This window comes from Aromatoleum bremense (assembly GCF_017894365.1).
Classification (GTDB): Bacteria; Pseudomonadota; Gammaproteobacteria; order Burkholderiales; family Rhodocyclaceae; genus Aromatoleum; species Aromatoleum bremense.
Window position 1 is genome coordinate 848,817 of sequence record NZ_CP059467.1, and the last position, 23,269, is coordinate 872,085.

Below are 23,269 nucleotides of genomic sequence, written 5' to 3' on the forward strand. Positions count from 1 at the left end.
CGTCGACTATAACGAACCGGTAACGTTGCACGCCGGCACCGCTCAGTGTTCCTTGCCGTCGATCCGCGCCTGCAGCAGGAAAGGCGTGTAGCGCCACGCGAGAAGGCCGAAGCAGGCCGCCCAGCACAGCGCGGACAGGTCGATCCACAGCACGTAGCGACCGGGGTCGAGCTGCGTCAGCACGATGCGCAGCACGAAGCCCGCGAGCATGATCCACAGCGCGAACCTGTCGGCCGGCTCGAACACCACCTTGCGTCCGGTGTGGCCTTTCGAGATACGCACCAGCATCGCCGGGACGACCAGCCCCATCGTGCCGAAAGTGAACACGTGCAGCGCCAGCGCCCCGGTCCAGGCCGGCGGGGCCCAGGTGTCGAGTGCGGCGAGCAGCAGCTGCGCAATGATCGCGAGATAGCCGAGATACATGACCGCGAGGTCGAGCCGGCGCAGCCCGAGTTGCGGCTTCCAGAACACGAAGCGGATCGCCAGGAGCAGCGCCAGCACGCACGAGATCGTCGCCGCCAGCGACGGCGGCATCAGGCCGGCGAGCGCGAGCGACACCGCGAGCAGCTTGATTGCGGTGTCGAGCAGCGGATGGCGCAACAGCTCGACCTGGAAGATGCCTTTCATGAACTGCGTCAGCGTGCGCTCCATCATCACGAGGAACGCGACGCGGAACAGCCCGAGCGCCATCAGCCAGCCGGCGCGGAAGTGTTCCGGACTCAGGATCAGGTACTTCGCGAGCAGGAAAGCGGGCAGGATCAGCAGGAAGAAGTAGTTGTCGCGAAAGCTGTCCGTCGCGCGGTGGCGGACGAGCGTCCACATCAGCATCGCGACGATCGCGGCGAGGAACGCGACATTGGACAGCGCGAACAGCGCGGGCGGCCAGCCTGCGCCGAAGAGCATGCCGATCCGCTCGAACAGCCACAACGCCACCAGCAGCATCAGCGCCGGCCCGTGATGGCCGCGGATCTGGACCCAGTTCTTCGACGCCGTGAGCAGAAAGCCGCCGATGACCGCCCAGCCGAAGCCGAAGAACATCTCGTGCGCGTGCCATTGCACGCCGGAAAAGCGCTGCGACGGCAGCGCCGCATGATCGGCGAAGATCGCCGCCCATGCCAGCGGAAACACGATGCCGGACAGGCAGGCGAGGATGAAGAAAGGTCGGAAGCCGACCAGCCATACGGGGTGTGTGGAGAATTTCATGCTCAGCGTCTGGTTGCGTGGCGCTTGTGCGGACAGGAATGGACGGAAACTGTGAAACCGCGCGGATCATAACCCGTGATCGCGAACCGGCGCGCGGGGGAATAGACTTTATCGCCGGCGCGCCGCCGCCCGCAGCCGGACTGAAACGACAAGGAGAAATCCGAATGCCCAGATTTGCCGCGAACCTGACGATGCTGTTCAACGAACTCGATTTCCTCGAGCGCTTCGACGCGGCCGCGCAGGCCGGCTTCAGGGGCGTCGAGTTCCAGTTCCCGTATGCGCTGCCGAAGGAGGCGATCGCCGAGCGGCTCGACCGCGCCGGTCTCGTGCAGGTACTGCACAACCTGCCCGCGGGCGACTGGGAGCACGGCGAGCGCGGCATCGCGTGCCACCCCGACCGCATCGGCGAGTTCCAGGACGGTGTGGGGTGCGCGATCGAGTACGCGCAGGCGCTCGGCTGCACGCAGCTCAACTGCCTCGCCGGGATCGCGCCGCCGGGGGTCGATCCGGACACGCTGCGCGAGACTTTCGTCGCCAACCTGCGCTTCGCCGCGGGCAAGCTCGGCGAGGCCGGCATCCGCCTGCTGATCGAGCCGATCAACACCTGGGACATCCCGGGCTTCTATCTGAACCGCACCGCGCAGGCGGCCGCCCTCATCGACGCGGTCGGCTCGGACAACCTCTTCATCCAGTACGACATCTACCACGCACAGCGCATGGAAGGCGAACTCGGCAACACGATCGCGCGCCACCTGCCGAAGATCGCGCACATGCAGCTCGCGGATACCCCCGGACGCAACGAGCCCGGCACCGGGGAGATCAACTTCGCCTGGCTGTTCGCCCACATCGACCGCCTCGGCTACGACGGCTGGATCGGTTGCGAGTACCGCCCCGCCGCGGGCACCATGGACGGACTCGGCTGGATCGACGCGCTGGCGCGGGCGCGCTGAACGCCTGAGACCGATGAGGGCGACAACCAGCTTTACGCGCAAGGAAGCCGCGATGCCCCGCACTGCGCGCGAAGTCCTGCGAAACATGTTCGCCGCCGCTGTCGCTGCCGCCCAGCCCGAGCGCTGCGTCCCGCCCCACCTGCCGGCGCCGCCGCAGGGGCGCACGATCGTCATCGGCGCCGGCAAGGCGTCGGCGGCGATGGCGCAGGCGCTCGAGCGCCACTGGCCGGGCGAGCTGTCGGGGCTCGTCGTCACGGCTTACGGCCATGCGGTACCGTGCGAACGCATCGAGATCGTCGAAGCCGCGCACCCGGTGCCCGACGGCGCGGGGCTCGCCGCCGCCCGGCGCATGCTCGAACTCGTGCACGGCCTCGACGCGGACGACCTCGTGATCTGCCTGATCTCGGGCGGCGGCTCGGCGCTGCTGCCGCTGCCGGCGCACGGCCTCAGCCTCGACGACAAGCAGGCGGTCAGCCGCGCACTGCTCAGGTCCGGCGCGACGATCGCAGAGATGAACTGCGTGCGCCGCCACCTTTCGGCGATCAAGGGCGGACGGCTCGCGGCCGCCTGCCATCCCGCGCGCATCGTCAATCTGCTGATTTCGGACGTCCCGGGCGACGATCCGGCGGACATCGCCTCGGGTCCGACGGTCGGCGATGCGACGACCTGCGCCGACGCGCTCGGGATCGCGCGCCGCTACCGCATCGAGCTGCCGGGTGCGGCACGCGAGCTGCTCGAAAGCGGCGCGGGCGAGACGGTCAAGCCGGGCGACGCGCGGCTCGAGCGCGTCTCGACGACGCTCGTCGCGACGCCGCAGATCGCGCTGCAGGCCGCGGCAAGCATCGCCCTGGGCGCCGGCTACACGCCCGTGCTGCTCGGCGACAGCATCGAAGGCGAAGCGCGCGACGTCGGCAAGGTCATGGCGGGCATCGCGCGGCAGGTGCGCCGCCACGGCCAGCCGGTCGCGCCGCCGTGCGTGCTGCTGTCGGGCGGCGAGACGACGGTGACGGTACGCGGCAACGGTCGCGGCGGACGCAATGTCGAATTCCTGCTGGCGCTCGCGCTCGCGCTCGATGGCGAACCCGGCGTACATGCGCTCGCCGGCGACACGGACGGCGTCGACGGGCAGGAGGAGATCGCTGGCGCGTTCGTCTCGCCAGACACGCTGGCGCGCGCCCGGTCGCTCGACATCGCGCCGCGCGACCGGCTCGACGACAATGACGCTCACGGCTTCTTCGAGGCGCTCGGCGACGCGCTCGTGACCGGCCCGACGCTGACCAACGTCAACGATTTCCGCGCAATCCTGGTGCTCTGACCCGGGCACCCGAAACGAAGGAGATGGCAATGAAGGATATCAAGGCACTGACGCTCGACGACGTCAAACGCATCGCCGCGGCAGCCGAAGCCGAGGCCGTCGCGAACGGCTGGGCGGTGAGCATCGCGGTGTGCGACGCCGGCGGCCACCCGCTGTGGCTGCAGCGCATGGACGGCGCGCCGCTGATGAGCGCCGTCGTCGCCCCTGAAAAAGCCCGCACCTGCGTGATGACCGGCAAGCCGAGCAAGGTTTTCGAAGACATGGTCAACAGCGGCCGCTACGCCGCACTGGCGATGCCGGTCGTGCCGCTCGAAGGCGGCGAGCCGATCGTCATCGACGCCAACGTGATCGGCGCGGTCGGCGTGTCCGGCGTCAAGGCCGGCGAGGACGCGCAGGTCGCCCGCGCCGGCGTCGAAGCCCTGACCGGAGCCGCGGCATGAGACGCCATCGCCAGTCGCGCATGGCTTCGCGCGCCCGGACGACACCGCCGGCGCATCCGCGCCCGACCGCACCCCGACCGCGCGCGCTGCTTCATGCGGCTTCTTCCGCGAACGCGGCGGTCTCCGTCCGGATCTGCGGGCTCGCCCAGCGCACGATTTCCATGCGCCCGTCGGCATGCTCGACGATCGCGCTGCAACTATCGACCCAGTCGCCGCAGTTCATGTAGCGCACCCCTTCGATCTCATGGTCCGCGGCCCAGTGAATGTGGCCGCAGATCACTCCGTCGAGCCCCTTCTTGCGCGTCGCATGCGCGATCGCCGATTCGAAGTCGAATATGAAATTCACCGCCCGCTTGACCTTCTGCTTGGCGTAGCCGGCAAGCGACCAGTAACCGGGAATGTGCAGCACGCGGCGCAGCCACGACAGCCAGTGGTTGATCCGCACGAGCGCGTTGTAGCCGACGTCGCCGAGCACCGCGAGCCAGCGATGGTGCCGCGTGACCTGATCGTATTCGTCGCCGTGGACGAGCCAGTAGCGGCGCCCGTCGGCGGCTTCATGCACCCATTCGCTTTCGACCCGGATGTCGCCGAAGGCCGTGCCGATGTGCTGGCGCAGCGCTTCGTCGTGGTTGCCGGGAATGAACAGCACGCGGCAGCCGTGGCGCGCGCGGCGCAGCACTTTCTGCACCACCGTGTTCTGCGCGGCCGACCACTGGATGCTGCGACTCATCGCCCAGAAATCGACGATGTCGCCGACCAGATACAGATGCTCCGACGGGTATTCGCGCAGGAACTCCAACAGACGCTCGGCCTGGCACGCGCGGGTGCCGAGGTGGACGTCGGAGATGAACACCGAGCGCACCGCAGGCATCGCTACCGCACCGGGGCTGCGGACGGCGGCAGCTCGCGGCCGCCGGCGCGTGCATGGTCGACGACCTGCCGCAGCGCATCCGCAAAGCGGTCATGGATGCGCTCCCAGTCAAGCGATGCGCTGCGAACGCGCGCATTCGCGGCGAGCCGCATGCGCAGCGCGTCATCGCGCGCAGCCCGCGCCGATTGCGCGACGAATCCCGCGGCGTCGCCCGGTCGGGCGAGCAGGCCGTCCCGCCCGTCGCCGATGACCTCGGACGCGGCGGCGCAGTCGTATGCGACCACGCACAGACCGCTCGCCATCGCTTCGAGCGTCACGTTGCCGTAGGTCTCCGACAGGCTCGGAAAGAGGAACAGGTCGGCCGATGCGTAATGCGCCGCCAGATCGTCGCCGAGCCGTATTCCGGCGAAATGATGTTCGGGATGGTTTTCCTGCAATGCCCGGCGCGACGGTCCGTCGCCGACGATGACGAGCCGCGCATCCGGTCGGCCGCGACGGATCGCCTCGAAGGCTTCGAGCACGAGCGGCAGGTTCTTCTCCGGCGCGAGCCGCCCGACGCTGATGACCGCCAGCCCGCCATCGCCGACACGCCACGAGCGGCGCAGCGCGGCGTCGCGCCGGGCGGGATGAAAGCGCTGTGTATCGACTCCGCGTGCTATGACATCCAGGTTGCGATAGCCGCGCTCCGCCAGATCTCGCGCCATGGCGCGCGTCGGCACGAAGGTGACTGCGGTGCGGTTGTGCAGCCGCTTGAGGTACGCGGACAGCGGCTGCTTCATCCAGCCCACGCCGTAGTGTTCGGCGTAATGATCGAAGTTGGTGTGGAAATCCGATGTCGTCGGGATGCCGAGCTTGGCCGCGGCCGATACCGCCGACCAGCCGAGCGGTCCTTCGGTGGCGACATGCACGACGTCGGGCCGCTGGCGGAACCACATTCCGGCAAGCCGTGCTTTGGCCGGCAGCCCGAAGCGCAGTCCCTCGTAGCTCGGAATCGCCATGCCGCGCGCGAGCACTTGCTCAAGTCCGGGGCTATCGGCGGCATGCTCCGCCACGGCCTGGCGCGGCCGCACGAGCTGGACGTGGTGGCCGCGCGCGATCAGGCCTTCGACGATCCTGCCGAGCGTCATCGCCACGCCATTGACCTCGGGCGACCAGGTTTCGGTCACCAGCGCCACGCGCAGGCTCGACGGCCGCTGGCCGCATTCTTCGGTCACGAAATCGATGGCTTTCATGAGCCCGAAGGCTAGGCGGGGCGGGCGAAAAATCCGTGACGATCGAATGAAGCTTGTGTTACACCGCTAGCGATACGACCGACCCGTTCCCGTCACCCGGAGATCTGCCGATGAAAATCTTCACCCGCCTGCTCTGCGCTGCCGCGCTCGGCCTCGTCGCGGCCGCCTGCAGCAAGGTCACCGTCGAAAACTACGACAAGATCAAGGTCGGGATGACGTACGAGGAGGTCAAGCAGCTGCTCGGCGCACCGAACCAGTGCAGCGACGTGATGACGGTGAAAAGCTGCACGTGGGGCGACGAGAAGCGGCATGTGCAGGTGAGCTTCGTCGCCGACCAGGTGGTGCTGTTCAACTCCGAGAACCTGCGCTAGCGGCGCGGGCCTGCAGCTGCCTGCCGCGCAGCGCGATGGCGCTGATCAGGCCGAGCGCGACGGCGATGCACAGCATGCCGAAGGATTCGGGTCCGCTCGGGCGCTCGCCGAGTTCGAGCCAGCCGCTCAGCACGCCGACGGCCGGAATCGCGAGCGACGACAGGCCGGCAAGGCCGGCGGGCATGCGGTCGAGGATGAACACCCACATCAGCCACGCGAGCCCCGTCGCCAGCAGGCCGTTGTAGATCAGCGCGGCGATGAAATATGGCGTCAGGCGCGGTGGCTCGGACGGCAGCCACCATGCGATGACACACAGCACCAGCGAGCCCAGCAGCATCTGCCACGCGGTCAGCGACAGCAGGTCGACGCTCACGCGGGCACGCAGCCGCTTGAGCACGATCGCGCTCGCCGCCCAAGCGACGCTGCCGAGCAGCGCCAGCGTCGTGCTGAAGAGATCGCCCTGCGGTTTGGACGGGTCGAGGATGAAGACGAGCCCGACCAGCGCCAGCGCGACGGCGACCCACTGCAGGCCGCGCACCCGTTCGCCGAGAAACACCCACGCCATCGGCAGCAGCCAGAACGGCATCGCATAGACGAGCACTGCCGTCTTGCCGGCACCGCCGCTGACGAGCGCCCACTGGATCAGCGCCGTGAAGGCGGTGGTCTGCAGCAGGCCGAGCAGCAGCGTCGGGCCGAGGGCGACCGGGCGCAGCGGCTGACGCCGCAGCGCGAGCACCGCGAACAGCGCGAGCGCCCCGAACAGTGTGCGGATCGCCGAAAAATCGAACGGATCGGCATAACGCATGACGTTCTTCATGACGACCCAGTTGTAGCCCCAGATCAGTGACAGCAGCACGAGGATTCCGGCCGCCAGTTTGAGTTCGAGATTTTTTTTCATTGTCTGCCCTGTTGGAACATGTGCCGCCGGCCCGCCCGCCGTATTTTCGAGGCACTGCGACGAGGCGTGCCGCACCGTGATTGTGCATCCGGCTTGCCGACATGCACCACGACCGGGATTCCGGTGGTGCGCCGCAGCGCTGGATATTCCCAGGATATTGAAACAAAACGTTTAATTTTTTCGGTTCGGTTTTTGCTTAGTTGATCGGATTTGCCAGTGGAGTCCGTTCATGGAGCAGTTCAAGACCTCGGCCGACGTCCTCTTTGTATTGCTCGGCGCCATCATGGTGCTCGCGATGCACGCGGGATTCGCCTTCCTCGAAGTCGGCACGGTGCGCAAGAAGAACCAGGTGAACGCGCTGGTGAAGATCATCAGCGATTTCGCGATGTCCTCGATCGCGTATTTCGTCGTCGGCTACTCGATCGCCTACGGCAGCGATTTTTTCGTCGGTGCCGACCGCCTCGTCGCCGGCTCGGGCTATGAACTGGTCAAGTTCTTCTTCCTGCTCACTTTCGCCGCGGCCATTCCCGCGATCATCTCCGGCGGCATCGCGGAGCGCGCGCGCTTCGGGCCGCAGCTGATCGCGACATTCGTGATCGTCGGCTTTCTCTACCCGTTCTTCGAAGGCGTCGTCTGGAACGGCAACTTCGGTTTCCAGAGCTGGCTCGAAGCCGCGTTCGGCGCGAAGTTCCACGACTTCGCCGGCAGCGTCGTCGTGCATGCCTTCGGTGGCTGGATCGCGCTGCCCGCCGTGCTGCTGCTCGGCGCGCGCCGCGGGCGCTACCACAAGAACGGCGCGATCTCCGCGCATCCGCCGTCGAGCATCCCGTTCCTCGCGCTCGGGGCGTGGATCCTGACCGTCGGCTGGTTCGGCTTCAACGTGATGAGCGCGCAGCGGCTCGACGCCGTCAATGGGCTCGTCGCGATCAATTCGTTGATGGCGATGGTCGGCGGCACGCTCGCCGCGCTCGCCGCCGGGCGCAACGACCCGGGCTTCGTGCATAACGGCCCGCTCGCGGGACTGGTCGCGGTGTGCGCCGGCTCGGACCTGATGCACCCCGGCGGTGCGCTGGTGGTCGGTGCGGTCGCCGGCGGCCTGTTCGTGTTCCTGTTCACGGTCGCGCAGAACCGCTGGAAAATCGACGACGTGCTCGGCGTGTGGCCGCTGCACGGCCTGTGCGGCGCGTGGGGCGGCATCGCGGCCGGAATCTTCGGCTCGACCGCGCTCGGCGGCCTCGGCGGCGTCAGCTTAGCGGCGCAGACGATCGGAACGCTCGCCGGCATCGTCGTGGCGCTCGCCGGCGGCACGGTGGTCTACGGCGCGATCAAGGCGACGATGGGGCTACGGCTCGACCCCGAACAGGAATTCGCCGGCGCCGACCTGTCGCTGCACAGGATCTCGGCGACCGCGGAGCGCGAAACGTCGTGGTGAGCGGCCGTGATCGCAGGAAGCAGGTTATGCCGATTCGTTCCGCCACGAGTCCCCCGGCATGATCCGCTTCATGAACTCATCAAAGAGCGGGACGGTGAAGGCCGTATCTCCATGCGATGGGCTCCACACCATACCCTTGTTGATGATCTTCCCTCGTGTGGGGGCAAGGGCCGAAACCTCCCGGCCAAGGACGGCGGCAATATCGCCGGAGCGGTGTGGCCCGGGCCCCAGTTCGGCCATCGCTCTGAGGTAACGGCGCTCCAGGGGGGTCATGCGGTCGAATCGCACCCGGAAGAAGCTTTCATCAAGGGCAGCGATCGCGACAGTGCTGGCTCGCTCTACATTGGACAGCGTAATCGGGCTGGCATCGGCCAAATCCCAAGCGTGCTTCCCCCATTCCTGAAGAAAGTAGGGATAGCCCCGCGTATGAGCAATGATCGCCTTGACCGCGTCGTCGTCGAACTTGACGCCCAGCGCCTCGGCTGGCGCTTCCAGGGCTTTGCGTGCATCAGCGCTGGCAAGGGGGCCGACCTCCGGGTAATCGAAGAGCCGCTCGGCATAGGATTTGGCACTGCCGGCCCGTTCCCGTAACTGAGGGAGACCCGCGCCGACGAGCATGACCGGCAAGCGCAGCTGGGCACACCGATGCAGCGCAGAAATCAATGCCGCAAATTGCGCTTCGTTGATGTACTGAAGTTCATCGATGAACATTACCACTGCCGTGCCGGCCTCTTTCGCAGCGATCCCGACCTGTTCCAGAAGGGTAGCCAGATCGGTTTCCAGATCGCCGTTATCGGCAAGTCCGGGTTCGGGTTCGTAATCGATGCCGACTTCGATGTCGTGGTATGTGATCCGCAAAGCCTTGGCAAAACCCGCCAGGGCGCTGAGCCCTCGCTTCGCCACGTCCTTTGCTGCTTCGACTCGGCTCAGACGCAACAGCGCGACTCGTAACTGAGGGGCCAGGAGCGCCGGCAATGATCGCCCCTCAGGGGCTTCCATGCGGACGGTCTGCATTCCGTCGGCTTCGGTATCGATACGCATCCGTTCGAGGAGTACGGTTTTACCGACTCCCCGAAGCCCCACCAAGAGGACACTCTTGGCCGGATTGCCGATCCGGATCCGCTGCAGCGCGATTCGCACGATGCGGCGCAACTCGTCTCGGCCAGCCAGCTCTGGCGGCGGAGAGCCGGCTCCTGGGGCGTATGGGTTACGTACAGGATCCACGGTTATACCAACCTTACCAATGTTATCGTCGCAAGATAATATTGGTAAGCTTAGTTGATATCAAGCGCTGGCCATTGAAGGCCGATGAAACTCCTGTGCGAATAGCCAGCAGCGGGTAAGCTCGCGAACCCGCCATGCGATGTTTTCAAGGCGCCGGAAACCGGCGCCCTGCTCCCGTCGGGACCCGGCTGGCCCCACGCCCCCGGCGGACGCCGCGGCACCTTCGGTTCGATGCGGTGTCCCTACAGCAACTCGCAATCCACCGCTCGCGAACGCCGCCGCCCCCGGAGAACCCCCGATGCTTCGTACCCTCAACGACCTGTTTCGTTCGCTGTTCGATGCCCCTCCCCCCACCGATGAACCGGCCGGCCAGCACGCGCTGCAACTGGCGACCGCGGTGCTGCTCGTCGAGGTGATGCGCAGCGACGCGAAGATCGGCGCGCAGGAACGGCGCACCGTGCTCGCGGCCCTGCGCGACAAGTTCGCCCTCGCCGACGACGAACTCGAGCGCCTGTTTGAACTGGCCGAAACACACGCCCGCGAAGCGACCGATTTCCATCATTTCACCTCGAAGATCAACAAGGGTTTCAGCGCCGAACAAAAATTACGCATCGTCGAATTGCTGTGGCAGGTCGCGCTCGCCGACGGCCACATCAGTCATCACGAAAACCACCTGATGCGCAAGCTCGGCGACCTGCTCCACATTCCTCACGCCGCCTACGTCGCCGCGAAGCAGCGCGCCCGGCAGCACATGAACGTGCCCGACGCGCCAGCCGCTCCGTGATCGCACGGTGATCGCGCATCACGGCACCGCGACGAGGCATTACGCACCGCAATCGTCCGTCCTGCCGGGCTGCACCACCGCCGGGATTGCGCCGAATCGGGCGACGATCAGCGAGATTGGAAATCGGCGCCAACGCGTGTGCGCGATCGGTTTCCGTGAACGATTGCTCCCGACCTGATGCAGATCTTCGTGCCGCGCCGGACTGAAGGGCAAGTGACGAAGTACAGCGACCGTTCGAGACACTGAATGGCGGCAGTGTTGCGGAAAGCCGCCGCACGGCGCTCAGCGCCGTCGAACGGCCGGTCCGCGGTTATCCAACTGGTGGTATCGACCCAGAAGAGACCTTCACCAACGTGGCTGTGAGCTTCTGGTTTTCCGCCTGAGCGGAAACTGGCGATCAGGCCCATCTTCGTCCGCAATCCATACGTCAGCTGCCGCACCTCCCACCCAAAGCGGCAGCGCCTCGATTTTTATGGAAGTTGTTGACCTGTAATTCCGATGGGTCAGCTGACCAACTCTTCGAGAGAACTGACGACTCGAAACCGTACTTCCTCGAAGTTCTTGAAATGGCGCTTGCCGCATTCGATGCGCAAATCCTCAATCGGCCGCAGCAGCCCGAGTTGCACATGGCCGGTGTTGCCGGTCTTCTTGGTTTCAGCCACGAAGTACAACACCTTGTCGTTCTTGTAGGCCACCGCCCAGTCGGGGTTGTACGGGCCGACGGGCGTTTCGATCTGAAACCAGCGCGGCAGCTTGATGTAGAACAAAACGTCGTCGTTGTCCTCGCAGGCTTGAGCAAACAAGCGTTCGGGGCTGGAATTCGAGTCGATGACGATGTGCGAGAACAGCGTTTTATCCTGCTTGCCCACGGCACAGACATTGGACGCGAAAACCTCCATCAAGTCGTCAGCTTCAAACCGGCGCATTTCGTAGAAAGCATTTTCCAGCTTGAGGTATTTCACCCCGCTGCCTTCGGAATTGTCGCCGTAGACCAGAAACTCCCGCTTCTCGGCATTGACCAGTTCCGACACCTGATCCACAAACGCCTGCGGATTATTGACGGCATCCGCCAATCGCCCGGAATCCAGCAGAATGCGCGCCACGGTGGACTTCGCCAGCCCTGTTTTGTTCTGCACTTGGCCGACAAAATCCGGCATCACGTACTTTGCCTCCACCGTCTGTGTGCGGAAGCCCGTTTGCGTGCCGGATACGCCGGTTGCACCAATCGCAATTTCAGCGCGAGTCAGTGCCATCTTGGGGCGCTCGATGGCGGGCAACTTCGTTTTAACACGGCTCGCCGCCTTTGCGATCAACTCGCTTGTCTTGTATTCGACTCGGTAACGAGTGCGTGCCCGAATCCTTTCCCAAAGCTCCAAAAACTGGCTGTCCGTGTCGTAGCCTTTGCGCAGTCGCACGGTCACTTTGTTGCGTTCGTTTTGAACCATGTCGCGCTTGAACTTGACGCCGGCATCAAGCATTTCGGTCTGTAACTGGTTGGCGAAGTCCTCGTAGCTCTCGTTTGCAATCACGGTCAGGCGGTTGATCGCGCGGTCATTCACCCGCACAAATTCATCGCCCACGCCTTTGACGCACAGACGCAAACCGCGCCCGATCTCCTGCCGTTTCTTGATTTCAGAGCTGCTTTCGGCGAGCGTGCAAATCTGGAATACGTTGGGGTTATCCCAACCCTCGCGCAGCGCGGAGTGACTGAAAATGAATGCCAGCGGTTCAGTTAGGTCCAGCAGGCGTTCCTTGTCGCGCATGATGAGTTCGAAGGTGCTGGCTTCGGCATCGGCGTTAGTTTTTCCGGTCAGCGTCTCGAAAGGCGACACCGCCCGCTTGTCCTGAGAAAAATAGCCGTTGTGAACTTTCGCGCCATCATGTGGCATCAGGCCGATGTATTCGGCTTTGGCGCGGTACTGCTCATAGATTTCTTCAAACCATTCGCCGAACTTGCCCTTGGTCGCCGTGCCGTCCTCGGCGTAAGCACGATAGTTGACCACGCGGTCGATAAAAAACACCGACAGCACCTTGATTCCCATCGGGTGCAGTTTCTGTGCTTTCTCAAAGTGGCGGCGCACCGTTGCCTCGATCTGCAAACGCAGGATGGCATCCGTCAATGCGCCGTGCGGACTCCCGGCCCGCACCTTCACGTCGTTGGCAAAGGTGATGAAACCTTCCCCCGCGTCGATTTCATTGACGATGAAACCATCGCGATAAATCTCGCGCTGGTTTGAAAGCGCAAACAGGTCGTCGCCGTTCTTCACGCTCACGCTGGCTTTTTCTGGCCCGCTCGATTGGTTGCGCCAGATCGAGAGCTTGGCCTTGACGCTTCGCGCACCGGTCTTGAAGCTTTCCACTTCGACAAAGGCTCGATTCGCATCCTTCAGCTCAATGACTGAATCCACACCAATCTGCTTGACCAGTCCCAATTCGTAGGCGCGTACCGGGTCCAGCGAATAAATCAGGTTGTAGGCGTTTCGGTGGGTCGCTGAATAGCGCAACGTGCACATAGGGTTGAGCCGCGCGATTGCCTGCTTGCGAATGTCGGTTTCCAGATTCTGCGGCTCGTCCAAGATGACAATAGGGTGAGCTGACTGAATAAACTCGATGGGTTTGACCCCGGTTTCCCGTAACTGGTTGATGACGTTGCCTTTGCTCTTCTTGACCTTCTTAGCTTCAGCAGTAGTGCTCGGCTCTGTCGAATCCTTGGCAAAAGCATCGATGTTGATGACCAGGATCTGGATGGCATCGGACAGCGCAAAATTTCTCAGCTCGTTGACTTTTGCCGAGTCATAAACCTTGAACTCAACACGCTCATAATCGTATAGCGTCTTGAAGTGGTCCTGAGTGATTTGCAGGCTTTTCAGCACGCCCTCGCGGATCGCCACCGAGGGCACCACGATCACGAATTTCTTGAACCCGTAGGTCATCGATAATTCATGGATCGTGCGCAGATAAACGTAAGTCTTGCCGGTACCGGTTTCCATCTCGACCGTGAAGTTGGGGCAAGCACCAATCGAAGCGCCATCGTCCAGCATCATCGTTTCAAGTGCGGGCGACAGCGCAATGCCATGCGCGGTTTGTATGGCATGCAAGTTTTTCAGCCATTGCTCATCATCGATGACGCGCTGGTTTGCCACGCCTAACTCATTGAGCTGCAAACTGGAAAGCTCGTCTTCCCGCGACACTGCCGCATGAGAGGAATCCGGCTGCCCGTCGAACAGCGCAACGACGGCACGTATGGCTTCGAGCTGATAGTCCTGATTCGCATCGAATTGCAGTTTCACAACCCATCCCCCATAATTCGATAGGGGTGTTGGCCGCGCTGACAACGCCCCCAGGAACTCAACAATAGTTTCGTGTGCCGCTCGATCCAAGAACGCATGTCATTATCCCAAGATGGTGGCCCTTCCATGCGCTCGAAACGATCAATCCGGTACTTAGCAAGCGTTTTAGGCCGTCCTGTGGGAGTTAGCCGTTGGGGATCAACCAGATGGACATGCGGGTACCCATGATCTAGCGGGTACATCTGTATAGGGTAGTTCGCCAATTCGCCGATTGTGTTCCCTTCGGTCAAACCTCTACCCCAATCAACCAAATTCTGCTGCCAACGGGTTGCATGGGCGCAATTGGCAACATGTTGGATTTCGCACGCTTGCTCGGCAATGTCTTCACCCTCCAAACGACATGCCGAAGCGGTAATCGAAGAAGAAAGCCAGTCGGAATTGGCTACCGGAAAACTAAAAGCCCAACTGCCAACAAGATGAGAAAAGCTCAAACCGACGGCCTTCTGGTTGTTGAAATAAACATCAGTATCTAGGCTATCCATGGGGCAAACATTGCGAAGTCTTGGCAACAACCGTTGATACTCAGTCCTTCCCAGCCATTCCCTTACCCAAGCAGAAAGGGGCTTGGCACCGCACAGCTCATGCCAATGACCTGTCGGCAACGCCATAGTTACATCGGGTTGATGTCGACTGACCTGCTGCAGACAAGCAAAGAGCTCCAGCGTCCATGTTTTCCAATCTGCTTCCAATTCTGGCGGCATCCCCCCAGGTGGCGCAGATAGTTCATTGAAGTACAGCACGAGCGATTTCACAGTGCACCTCAGTCCAGAAGCGCATCAAGGCTTTTTTCCCACTGATCGAAAAACCCATCCGGCCAGTTGGTTAGTTGCCCGTCGGGCAATACGGAAGGCAATTCCACATAACAATCCCCGCTGGACACATCTCGTGTGAAGTAGCACAGCCTCACATCATCGGCCTTCAATGCGCCTTTCTTGACAGCAAGGCGGATGCCATTCAATACATGGTCGCTATGGGTCTCAACCAAAATTTGTACGCCATCGGAAGCGCAAAGCCCCAGCAACTCGCCCATCTTTACTTGCCCCTGCGGGTGCAGATGGGCCTCAGGATTCTCGATTAGCAACAAGGAGCCGGCCGGTGCGGCCAGGCAGGCCACCAGAATGGGCAGACTGTAGGTAAGGCCAAATCCAACATGGGTTGGCCGGTAAAAACGTGGCTCAAGACCGCGTGCCTGTCCGACATACTGGAATTGAAGGATCACCTCGTCCGTGCCTTTCAGTAGCTCTGCCCGCAAGCGAGCACCGGGGCTGATCTGCTGCAACCAGCCGGCCACTTGGTCCAGCAATTGGGGCGTCGGCGCGATCTTGGCCCACATGGCGTCATCCAAGGCGCCGCACTCTTTCGTGCAACGACGTTTTTCCGAAACAGACTGATCTCTGTTGCTGGCAAGAAAATCTGCAGTGAACTCCCCATGACTACCTAACAGACCGTCTTGCCGCGCTTGCTGATCTGCTTGAGGATAGAGGGTTCGAGGAACAATGCGGTCCGCTTGCAGATATTGAAAATGAGGGTTGACTGCAAAGCCATGAGGGGGCGATGGCGACTCGATGAACTTCAGTTGATTCGCTTCAGGTAGTGCTTCGCACACCCAGCAATACTCCGTGTCACCCTCCAGGACTGCCACCGTAATGGTCTCGTCTTTGGCGCCCTCACTCAGAACGTCCATTCCCTGACCGAGGGCGACGAGGGGGCCACCGAGCTGCATGCCATGACCTTGCCCGACCTGATAAGACTGGCGTATAGCCGCGAGGCTCTGCAAAACCGTGCTCTTGCCCGAGCCATTAAGGCCAGCCAGCATCGTCAATGGTGCTAAAGGTAGATCCAGGCTTCGCGCTGCTTTGAAGTTGTACAGGTGAATACGATCAAGCATGGAGCACCTCCTCAAAAATCGCGTTTATCACCTCAAGCCGCTTGTTGGATGCCCAACCTTTGCCGGTCGCGTAAAGCAGAGCATTGGCAAAATCATTGTCGCCGGAAAACTTCTGGCCGAATTTTTCTATGACTTGATCCGAACGCTCCGCCAGGGCATTGATCTCAATATCAGGGCGCTGCGCAAGAGCGACGGCTTCGGTTTCAAATAGGCCGCGATTGATCGGGCGTCTTGCCTCATTGGGCTTAGAATATTTGCGGAAGGCCATCCGTCCAAAGACACGGGGCGCGCTCTTCATTGCACGGTCAAACGCCGCTTCCGTCTCCTGCCATTTTTGATCGTTCCATCCCACCGCGCGTTTATCAACAAACTCATTCAAAAACTCCTCCAGGTTCTCATCGGGATGTCGCTTCTCATCGCTAGGCAGGGAAAATAGAGCAGCAAAGCGAAGCACTAATTCGTGATCCTCTAGCCGTTCGCCTTTAATTTTTCCTTCGGTGGCGGAGAGAAAATCCTTGGTTATCGCCATGCGGCGAACGTGTTCACGCCACTTGCCGGCGGTATAGATGGCATTGCGGATTTCCTGAGCTTTAAGGGGTAGCCCGCCCTGGTTGATGCGGGAAAAAATATTGAACTTGACATTGGCAGGAGTCCCGAAGCGGATGACATGCAAGGTCAACTCCGTTTCCATGATGCGCCGATGCAACGGACGAGGCAGGTCATCGAAAGCCTTGTGATCCAGCTCATTCTTCAGGGATTGCAGTCCTGTAAGTCGCAGGGGGGCGAGCTTAGTGTTTAACGCTTTGTTTAACCCACTGACTCGCACGAAGTGGGCAATGGCACACAAGCGTTGCAGCCCATCGACCACTTCGTAGTTCCCATCCTTATCTTCAGAAACATAGAGGGATGGGATGGGAATACGTAACAATATGGACTCGATCAGTCCGCTTTTTCGAGCCTCGCTCCATAGATTCGCCCGGCGCTGAAAGTCTGGGGAAAGATTAAGCTCGCCGTGCCCAAGACGCGCCATGAGTAAATCCACTGTTCGCTGGTGGGTGATGACGTCAATCAGCTTCGGGTCGAAGGGGGCGCGAATTTCCCCGGCATCATCCAATGGTTCTGCCTCCAAGCCACTGCCAGTGCTATCGGAAGTCAGTTCCTCCAGCGGCGCTGCCTCATCATTATTGGAGACTTCAATTTTTTCATCATTGTTTGACGTCATTGCCCGCTCCTAAATGCAGGTGAACTTGATGCCGGCATCACGGCACTGCAAGTCGAGATTGCTCTTGAGTGGATCTGAATCGTGGAACACTCCGTCGATGGCAATGATTTCGCGCGGCTTCATATCGACCAGCGGCTGGATCATGGCGTCGGAAAACGAATCAAGCACGAAAAGCATCTTGCGACTGTGAATGGCAAACACCTTGCCGCGCGCCACCTCCAGCGCCTCCACCGGCGTCGTCAGCTCCTGACCAAATTTCAGCAGCAGTTCATAGAACATGGCTTCGATCTCGGCGCCTTCTTTCTCGGTCTTGGCGAACAGTTTGATTTGCTCGGCCAGTTGTTCCGGCGTGTCGATGCCATCGCCGCGCCATTGTTTGAAGTTCGAGGGGGCGAGCACGAAGGACTTGAAACCGAGGCTTTTTGTTTCGGTAGTCACAAGGTCGGCTGAGTTCTGTGTGCGCTGGATGACGCGCTTTATCCGTTCACGAGCAATATTGGCGATCGTTCCGTATCCAGCCGTGGCCGCTGCGCTTCCAGCGGCAACTGGCTCAGGCAATTGCACAAGAATTGATCTGCGGACGATTCCATTTCGAGCGTTCAAGCGTGCTATTGCATCAAAACTGGACGCCGAACCCGCGAAGAAGTCCAAAAAAATGTCTTGGTCACCAAGTACCTGGTCGGCTAATCGCGCAATGAGCCCAGACGGCTTTGGGAAGGAGAACACCTCGGCGCCGAAAGTTTCTCGCACCTCCTGAGTCCCATCGGCCGTATGGACGCCATCGATAATTGTGCGAAAAGATATGAACTCCGACTGCATGTGTTTCCGAAACTTTTTTTCACGGGGACGGCCGTCGTCCTTCGCTGGGAAGAGGACGCATCCGTCTGCAATCAAGGCCTTCATTTTTTCCTCAGAGTACCTCCAACCAGTGGCGGGATTTGGAGGAAATACCCTACCGGTAATTGGCTCCACGATGTCGTAATGAAGATTGGGGCGTTGATCTCTGGTTGCTAGACCGAGCATGCTTCGGCTCATCCACGCGCCGCGAGAATCATTATCCGGATTGGAAAACTTCGATTCATCGCGCTCAATGCCTCGCAACGAAAATTCCGACGTACGAGAATAGCCAAGGATGTATTCGTGATCGGTCGAAACATTTGTTATCGCGCGGGCATCGGTAAACTGCCGCGCTTTCCAAACAAATTCGGCGACGAAATTTTCTTCACCAAAAACCTCGTTCATTAAACACCGCAGGTTGTACACCTCATTGTCATCACATGACACGAAGATCACGCCATCCTCGCGCAACAGATTGCGCGCGATATACAGGCGGGGCAGCATCATCGACAGCCAGTTGCTGTGATAGTGGCCGCTCTCCTTGCCGTTCTTGCGGAAAAAGCCTTCTCGCATCAGGGTGCCATCATCGCTCAGGTCGTTGATGCGGCGCAGGTAATCTTCCTTGCTTTCCTGAAAGCGGTCGGGGTAAATGAAGCTGTCCGAGCCAGTGTTATAGGGCGGGTCGATATAAATCAGCTTGACCTTGCCGAAGTAGGCTTTCTGCAAGACTTTCAGCACTTCCAGGTTTTCGCCTTCGATGAACACATGCTGCGCTTCATCGAAGTTGACCGAGATGCCACGCTGGGGTCGCAGCGTGGCGCGAGATGGCGTTTGCAATACCTTGTATGCGTTGGCCTTGCCTGCCCAGCTCAAGGCATAGCGTTCGCCGCCTTCGACCACCGCCTCGCTGCCGAGTGCGCGCTTGAGTGCAGATACATCAAGCTGGCCTTCTGAAAAGGCCTCCGGAATCAAAGCCGCCAGTTGGGCGCGACGTTCCTCTGCGGGATCGGGCGACTGGGCAAGGCGGCTGGTGTCGGTCTTCGTGTCGGTCATTATTTTTTGCCTGCGGTAGTTTTTTGGCGGCCAGTCAACGGCTTGTTCAATTCTGAAATGGTGACGTTGTTCCGCCCGCAATACTCCCGAATCATCACTTCAACCATATTGGCGATGCTGCGGTGTTCCTGCTCCGCGGCGGTGCGGAGAGCTTCTTTCAGGCCGGGTTCGATGCGAAAGCTCAGCGTGGCGGTCTTGGCGTTGGCCATTTTTTCCTCAAGGGCGCTTGTACTGCGGAAGTGTGGCAATGTACCGGAACGTCCGGCATAATCCAAACGAAATAGTCCACCTACCCAAGAGTGGGCAAGCATGCCCAGTCAGCAGGCGGGTTAGGGTCGAGCCGCCGGTGGCTCGCAACAACCGAATAGCACCCGCCCATTCTTGCCCGTTACTTCTGTTGTTTTCTGCCACGTAGTCGGCCGGTGCCGAAAATCTGACGCGATCATCTTCTGCCGGCGACAGCAAGCAGTTCTTTACCGGCCACTCAATGCTGGTGATGTTGCGGCAGCAATGGCCGATCAGGAGGCGAGGGTCTCGATGGCATCCCCGGCAGGTGACAGAGTTGAGCGGTCGTTCAGTTGACCGCTTCGGCCAGCAGGTCAACGGCTGTTGATGGCCGTTATGGATAGCTGTTCAAGGCCGTAAACAGCCAGTCCGCCGCGATCGCCCTCGCGTTCTTTCCTGCATCACCTTACCGATCAAAAGGCCTTTCGCACCCAGTGGAAAACTCTGCTGCTACTGGCTCCAAAAACCAAGGAAACCAATAGCATCAGCAAAATCAACACCGTCCGACGGACTCGCACCTCCATCCGGTGACGCCAGCCTCGCCCGGGCGAAAGTGCAGAAAGCGCGATTCACGGCCGGGTGAATGCCTGGCTGAAATCGGCCTTGAGGTCTTCCAGGTGCTCGAGGCCGATCGATAGCCGGACGAAGTTCGGGGCGATGCCGGCGGCTTTCATCTGCGCTTCGTTCATCGTGCCGGACCACATCGCGGCGGTGTGCACGACCAGCGACTCGACGCCGCCGAGGCTCACGCCGTGAGTCGCGAGTTCGAGCGCGGCGACGAACTGGCGGGTCGCGTCGAATCCGCCCTTGACTGCGAATGCGATGACGGCGCCGTAGCCTTTCATCTGCTTTTTTGCCAGCGCGTGCTGCGGATGGCTCTCGAGGCCGGGGTAGAACACTTGCTCGACCTGCGGCTGCGCTTCGAGCCAGCCGGCAAACGCGAGCGCCGTCGCGTTGATCCGCTCCATGCGCACGGGCAAGGTCCGCAGGCCGCGCAGCAGCAGCCACGCGTCCATCGGCGACAGCACCGCGCCGAGCGTGACGTGCATGCGCCAGATGCGCTCGGCGAGCACCTCCGAGCAGCACACGACGCCGGCCATCAGGTCGTGGTGCCCGCCAAGATACTTGGTCGCGCTGTGCACGACGATGTCGATGCCCAGTGCGTGCGGCTTCTGGTTCAGCGGCGAAGCGAAGGTGTTGTCGGCGACGGTGAGGATGCCGCGGCTGCGTCCGAGGGCGGCGACGGCTTCGAGGTCCGTCAGCACCAGCGTCGGGTTCGCCGGCGTTTCGAACATCATCAGGCGCGTGTTCGGCCGGATCGCGGCTTCGATCGCCGCGAGATCGCTCTGCTCGACGAACGTGACGCTGACGCCGAACTTCGGCAGCACTTCGTCGAACAGCTTCGCGGTGCTCATGTAGTGGCGCTGCTGCGCGATCACGTGGTCGCCGGCCGCGACCAGCGCCAGCACCGTCGTGCTGATCGCCCCCATGCCCGAGGCGGTCAGCAGTGCGGACTCGGTGCCTTCGAGCTCGGCCAGGATGGCCTCGACGCGCTGGTGCGTCGGGTTGCCGTAGCGCGTGTAGAAGCCGGGGTGGCGCGGTGTGTTCGCGCGCTCGGCGAAGTCATGGGCGTCGGACGCCCTGAAGGTGGCGGTGTAGTAGATCGGCGCGACGATCGCGGCATCGTCGGAGAGATGCGCATCGCCGTGCAGCACGCGCGTCTCGTCGTGCCACGCGGGATTGGCGGAATCATTCGCTCTGGTCGGTGTGTTTGCCATGTCCATCCGGGGGTCTGTGGTTTCTCTGTGCGTTTTGTCGGTTGTCGGCCGGCCTCTACATCCGGCCCAGATCCTCGATCGCATCGACGACCATCCCGGTGCCGATCGCGATCAGCAGGATGTCGGCCGCGACCCGCACGTAGCGGTGGCCGGGCGGCGGCACGCCGAGTTCGACGACGATCGCCGGCGGGAGATCGTAAAAGATCACGTCCCGCGGCAGCGGCCTGCCCATCGACCATTTTTTCGCTTGGCCGGGCGGCATGCAGCCGTTGCCTTTCTTCGCCAGGCCGGGCGGGCAGCGGCCGGTGCGGACCCGCTCGGAATAATATTCACGGATGACGATGCGTTCCCGGTCGCCGAAATGGATGTTCACGCGCGGCCGGTCGCTGTCGCGATGGCGGGAAACCCGGTCGTCACCGCGCCGCTCACGGTAGTCATTGTCGCCGCGCCGCTCGTTCTGCTGGTGCTTGTCCGGCTTGCCGCCGCCTGCCCATTCCGGCTTGTCGGCGAGCGCCGAGCCGGCCGCAAACGTCGCGATCAATGCGACGCCCATCAGAAAACTGCTCCTGCGCCTGCTCCCGTGTTGCATGGCCGATCTCCCTAAAAGTTTGTCGCGTCCGGCGAAGAGCCTCGCGGCCGATTCAGTCCACGACCTGGAACCGCAGCGCGCCGATCATCTGGCCGGCCTCCGTCAATACCCGCACCTGCCAGCGGCCAACCGCATTATCGGGAAAATTCCTTTTATGCGTCCAAGATCGGTAGCCTCGTTCCCGGCCGCCCGTGATGTCGAGCGCGATGCGATCGACCTCGATTCCATCGTGCTGCCACACATGGTAGACCCGCTCGTCCAGCCCGCGCGGGGCGCGGATCGCGGTGTAGGCAAAGAGCCCCGTCGAGCGCAGCTGCGCGCCCGTCACCGTCCCCAGGCTCTCGGCCGGCGTGCGGTCGTCGTCGAGGCTCGCGGTAACCGCGACATCGGTGAGCCACAGCGTGGCCGGAGGTATCCACGAGCGCGCCAGCCAGCCGGTCGCGCCCAGCGCCAGCGACAACGCGCCGAGCGCGGCCCACCGCCCCCACCCGTCGAACGGCACGTTGCGCGAGAGGCTGGGCAATGACAGCACCACCGCGACGGCGATCGCCAGCTTGTAGCTTTCGGGAGTCGTCAGGTGAAAGAGGATCGGCAGCGCGGTGAGCAGCACGGCGAACAGCGTCAGCGTGTGGTACGCGAGGTAGGTCCAGCGCCGCGGCGCGAGCCATTTGTAATAGACGGGGTCGATGATCGCGACGAGCGCCGCGCCGAGCAGCAGCGCGGAAAAGAATGCCTGGCCGCTGTTCCACGCGGTCGTCACGAAAAAGAACGGCAGGACGAAGAACAGGCTCTCCTGGTGGATCATCTGCGTCGCGTAGCGCAGCACGCCCGCCGGCAGCTCATGCCCGAAGCGGCGCGACAAGCTGCGGCTCAGGACGTTCTCCAGCACCAGCCAGGCCCAGCTCAGCAGCATCAACAGCGGGATGACGCGAGCGAATTCCTCCTGCCGGTCGACGAGCACGAAGCTGGCGATGCCGGAGACGAATCCGAACAGAGCGAGGATTCTCGGGTGACGCTGAACCAGCCCGACGATGCGAAGAAGACGCTCTTTCCAGATTGACCCGGCAATCGGCGCCGCGGCCTTTGCCCCCGGGGCCGCGCGTTCCTTCAGCAGATCCGCTCCCACAGGCCGGTTTCTTCTTCGAGCCGGTCCAGTTCCAGGCCTTTGAAATCGCCGCGCGAGACGACGCCGACGATGGTGCCGTCATCGACGATCGGCAGGTGGCGATAGCCGCCATCGCTCATCATGCGCAGCGCCTCGATCGCGGTGCATTCGCCGGCGATCGTGTCCGGGTCGGGCGTCATCACCATCGCAAGCGGAGTGCCGGGATCCTGGCCTTCGGCGATCGCCCTGACCACGTCACGCCCGGTCAGAATACCGGCAAGCCGCCCTTCCTCCACGATGAGCACCGCACCGACGCTACGTTCCCGCATCGCCTCGCAAGCGCTCCGGATGGTATCGGCAGGCGCGAGCGTTACAGGGCTGTGATCCTTCACAATCAGGTCAAGGCAACGATTTGTCATGATTCTCTCCGCATGGTCAAGAG

General features: G+C 62.1%; 21 protein-coding genes. 6 read left to right on the forward strand and 15 right to left on the reverse strand.

The genetic code is table 11. The features are described 5' to 3' along the window. Nucleotides 1-42 precede the first annotated feature (42 nt). Nucleotides 43-1,203 carry an NnrS family protein gene (locus pbN1_RS03920; RefSeq protein ID WP_169201246.1) on the reverse strand — a complete coding sequence of 387 codons (1,161 nt, stop codon included), beginning with the start codon at nucleotides 1,201-1,203 and terminating at the stop codon, nucleotides 43-45. Nucleotides 1,204-1,367: 164 nt separating this feature from the next. Between pbN1_RS03920 and hyi the strand changes: the two genes are divergently transcribed. The 3 genes from hyi to pbN1_RS03935 are packed head-to-tail and all read left to right on the forward strand — an operon-like array spanning nucleotide 1,368 to nucleotide 3,908. After that, a complete protein-coding gene (gene hyi / locus pbN1_RS03925; protein WP_169201247.1) occupies nucleotides 1,368-2,153 on the forward strand; it encodes a hydroxypyruvate isomerase in 786 nt (261 codons plus the stop codon). Between the two features lie 52 nt (nucleotides 2,154-2,205). Beyond that, nucleotides 2,206-3,468 carry a glycerate kinase type-2 family protein gene (locus pbN1_RS03930; RefSeq protein WP_169201248.1) on the forward strand — a complete coding sequence of 421 codons (1,263 nt, stop codon included), beginning with the start codon at nucleotides 2,206-2,208 and terminating at the stop codon, nucleotides 3,466-3,468. A gap of 29 nt (nucleotides 3,469-3,497) precedes the next feature. After that, a complete protein-coding gene (locus pbN1_RS03935) occupies nucleotides 3,498-3,908 on the forward strand; it encodes a GlcG/HbpS family heme-binding protein (RefSeq protein WP_169201249.1) in 411 nt (136 codons plus the stop codon). A 91-nt stretch (nucleotides 3,909-3,999) separates the two neighbouring features. Here pbN1_RS03935 and pbN1_RS03940 read toward each other — a convergent pair whose 3' ends face one another. Beyond that, entirely contained in the window at nucleotides 4,000-4,779 is a 780-nt protein-coding gene (locus pbN1_RS03940) for a UDP-2,3-diacylglucosamine diphosphatase (RefSeq protein ID WP_169201250.1), read from the reverse strand. A 2-nt stretch (nucleotides 4,780-4,781) separates the two neighbouring features. Beyond that, the gene (locus pbN1_RS03945; protein WP_169201251.1) at nucleotides 4,782-6,011 is read right to left on the reverse strand and encodes a glycosyltransferase family 4 protein; all 1,230 of its coding nucleotides are present in this window, start codon (nucleotides 6,009-6,011) and stop codon (nucleotides 4,782-4,784) included. 110 nt (nucleotides 6,012-6,121) lie between these two features. Between pbN1_RS03945 and pbN1_RS03950 the strand changes: the two genes are divergently transcribed. Beyond that, a complete protein-coding gene (locus tag pbN1_RS03950; RefSeq protein ID WP_169201252.1) occupies nucleotides 6,122-6,382 on the forward strand; it encodes an outer membrane protein assembly factor BamE in 261 nt (86 codons plus the stop codon). On the opposite strand, the gene pbN1_RS03955 is transcribed toward pbN1_RS03950, so the two are convergent. Then, nucleotides 6,360-7,280 (reverse strand): DMT family transporter, encoded by a 921-nt coding sequence (locus tag pbN1_RS03955; RefSeq protein WP_169201253.1) that lies wholly within the window; start codon nucleotides 7,278-7,280, stop codon nucleotides 6,360-6,362. The two genes, pbN1_RS03950 and pbN1_RS03955, sit on opposite strands and share 23 nt — an antisense overlap. 229 nt (nucleotides 7,281-7,509) lie before the next feature. On the opposite strand from pbN1_RS03955, the gene pbN1_RS03960 reads away from it, so the two are divergent. After that, complete coding sequence (locus pbN1_RS03960; RefSeq protein ID WP_169201254.1) at nucleotides 7,510-8,712, forward strand: ammonium transporter; 1,203 nt, start codon at nucleotides 7,510-7,512, stop codon at nucleotides 8,710-8,712. 24 nt (nucleotides 8,713-8,736) lie between these two features. On the opposite strand, the gene pbN1_RS03965 is transcribed toward pbN1_RS03960, so the two are convergent. After that, the gene (locus pbN1_RS03965; protein ID WP_169201255.1) at nucleotides 8,737-9,936 is read right to left on the reverse strand and encodes an ATP-binding protein; all 1,200 of its coding nucleotides are present in this window, start codon (nucleotides 9,934-9,936) and stop codon (nucleotides 8,737-8,739) included. 298 nt (nucleotides 9,937-10,234) lie between these two features. On the opposite strand from pbN1_RS03965, the gene pbN1_RS03970 reads away from it, so the two are divergent. Continuing rightward, a complete protein-coding gene (locus tag pbN1_RS03970) occupies nucleotides 10,235-10,720 on the forward strand; it encodes a tellurite resistance TerB family protein (protein WP_169201256.1) in 486 nt (161 codons plus the stop codon). A 503-nt stretch (nucleotides 10,721-11,223) separates the two neighbouring features. On the opposite strand, the gene pbN1_RS03975 is transcribed toward pbN1_RS03970, so the two are convergent. From pbN1_RS03975 to pbN1_RS04020, 10 genes are all read right to left on the reverse strand, one after another. Next, nucleotides 11,224-14,010: a restriction endonuclease gene (locus tag pbN1_RS03975; protein WP_169201257.1), complete on the reverse strand. Its 2,787-nt coding sequence runs from the start codon at nucleotides 14,008-14,010 to the stop codon at nucleotides 11,224-11,226. Next, nucleotides 14,007-14,822 carry a hypothetical protein gene (locus pbN1_RS03980; RefSeq protein ID WP_169201258.1) on the reverse strand — a complete coding sequence of 272 codons (816 nt, stop codon included), beginning with the start codon at nucleotides 14,820-14,822 and terminating at the stop codon, nucleotides 14,007-14,009. The genes pbN1_RS03975 and pbN1_RS03980 overlap by 4 nt, the downstream gene beginning before the upstream one ends. A gap of 8 nt (nucleotides 14,823-14,830) precedes the next feature. Beyond that, on the reverse strand, nucleotides 14,831-15,958 hold the full coding sequence (locus tag pbN1_RS03985; protein WP_169201259.1) for an AAA family ATPase: 1,128 nt from the start codon (nucleotides 15,956-15,958) through the stop codon (nucleotides 14,831-14,833). Beyond that, entirely contained in the window at nucleotides 15,951-17,180 is a 1,230-nt protein-coding gene (locus pbN1_RS03990; RefSeq protein ID WP_169201260.1) for a DUF262 domain-containing protein, read from the reverse strand. Before pbN1_RS03990 ends, pbN1_RS03985 begins: the two co-directional genes overlap by 8 nt. A 9-nt stretch (nucleotides 17,181-17,189) precedes the next feature. Beyond that, nucleotides 17,190-19,070, reverse strand: a complete 1,881-nt coding sequence (locus pbN1_RS03995; RefSeq protein ID WP_169201261.1) for a site-specific DNA-methyltransferase — start codon at nucleotides 19,068-19,070, stop codon at nucleotides 17,190-17,192. Further along, nucleotides 19,070-19,279, reverse strand: a complete 210-nt coding sequence (locus tag pbN1_RS04000; RefSeq protein ID WP_169201262.1) for a type II toxin-antitoxin system antitoxin — start codon at nucleotides 19,277-19,279, stop codon at nucleotides 19,070-19,072. Before pbN1_RS04000 ends, pbN1_RS03995 begins: the two co-directional genes overlap by 1 nt. Before the next feature lie 645 nt (nucleotides 19,280-19,924). Then, nucleotides 19,925-21,133: a trans-sulfuration enzyme family protein gene (locus pbN1_RS04005; protein WP_169201263.1), complete on the reverse strand. Its 1,209-nt coding sequence runs from the start codon at nucleotides 21,131-21,133 to the stop codon at nucleotides 19,925-19,927. Between the two features lie 55 nt (nucleotides 21,134-21,188). Continuing rightward, nucleotides 21,189-21,686 (reverse strand): RcnB family protein, encoded by a 498-nt coding sequence (locus pbN1_RS04010; RefSeq protein ID WP_169201264.1) that lies wholly within the window; start codon nucleotides 21,684-21,686, stop codon nucleotides 21,189-21,191. An 88-nt stretch (nucleotides 21,687-21,774) separates the two neighbouring features. After that, entirely contained in the window at nucleotides 21,775-22,848 is a 1,074-nt protein-coding gene (locus tag pbN1_RS04015; RefSeq protein WP_244857158.1) for a DUF5924 family protein, read from the reverse strand. Continuing rightward, nucleotides 22,830-23,246: a CBS domain-containing protein gene (locus pbN1_RS04020; protein WP_169116766.1), complete on the reverse strand. Its 417-nt coding sequence runs from the start codon at nucleotides 23,244-23,246 to the stop codon at nucleotides 22,830-22,832. The genes pbN1_RS04015 and pbN1_RS04020 overlap by 19 nt, the downstream gene beginning before the upstream one ends. Nucleotides 23,247-23,269: the final 23 nt, after the last annotated feature.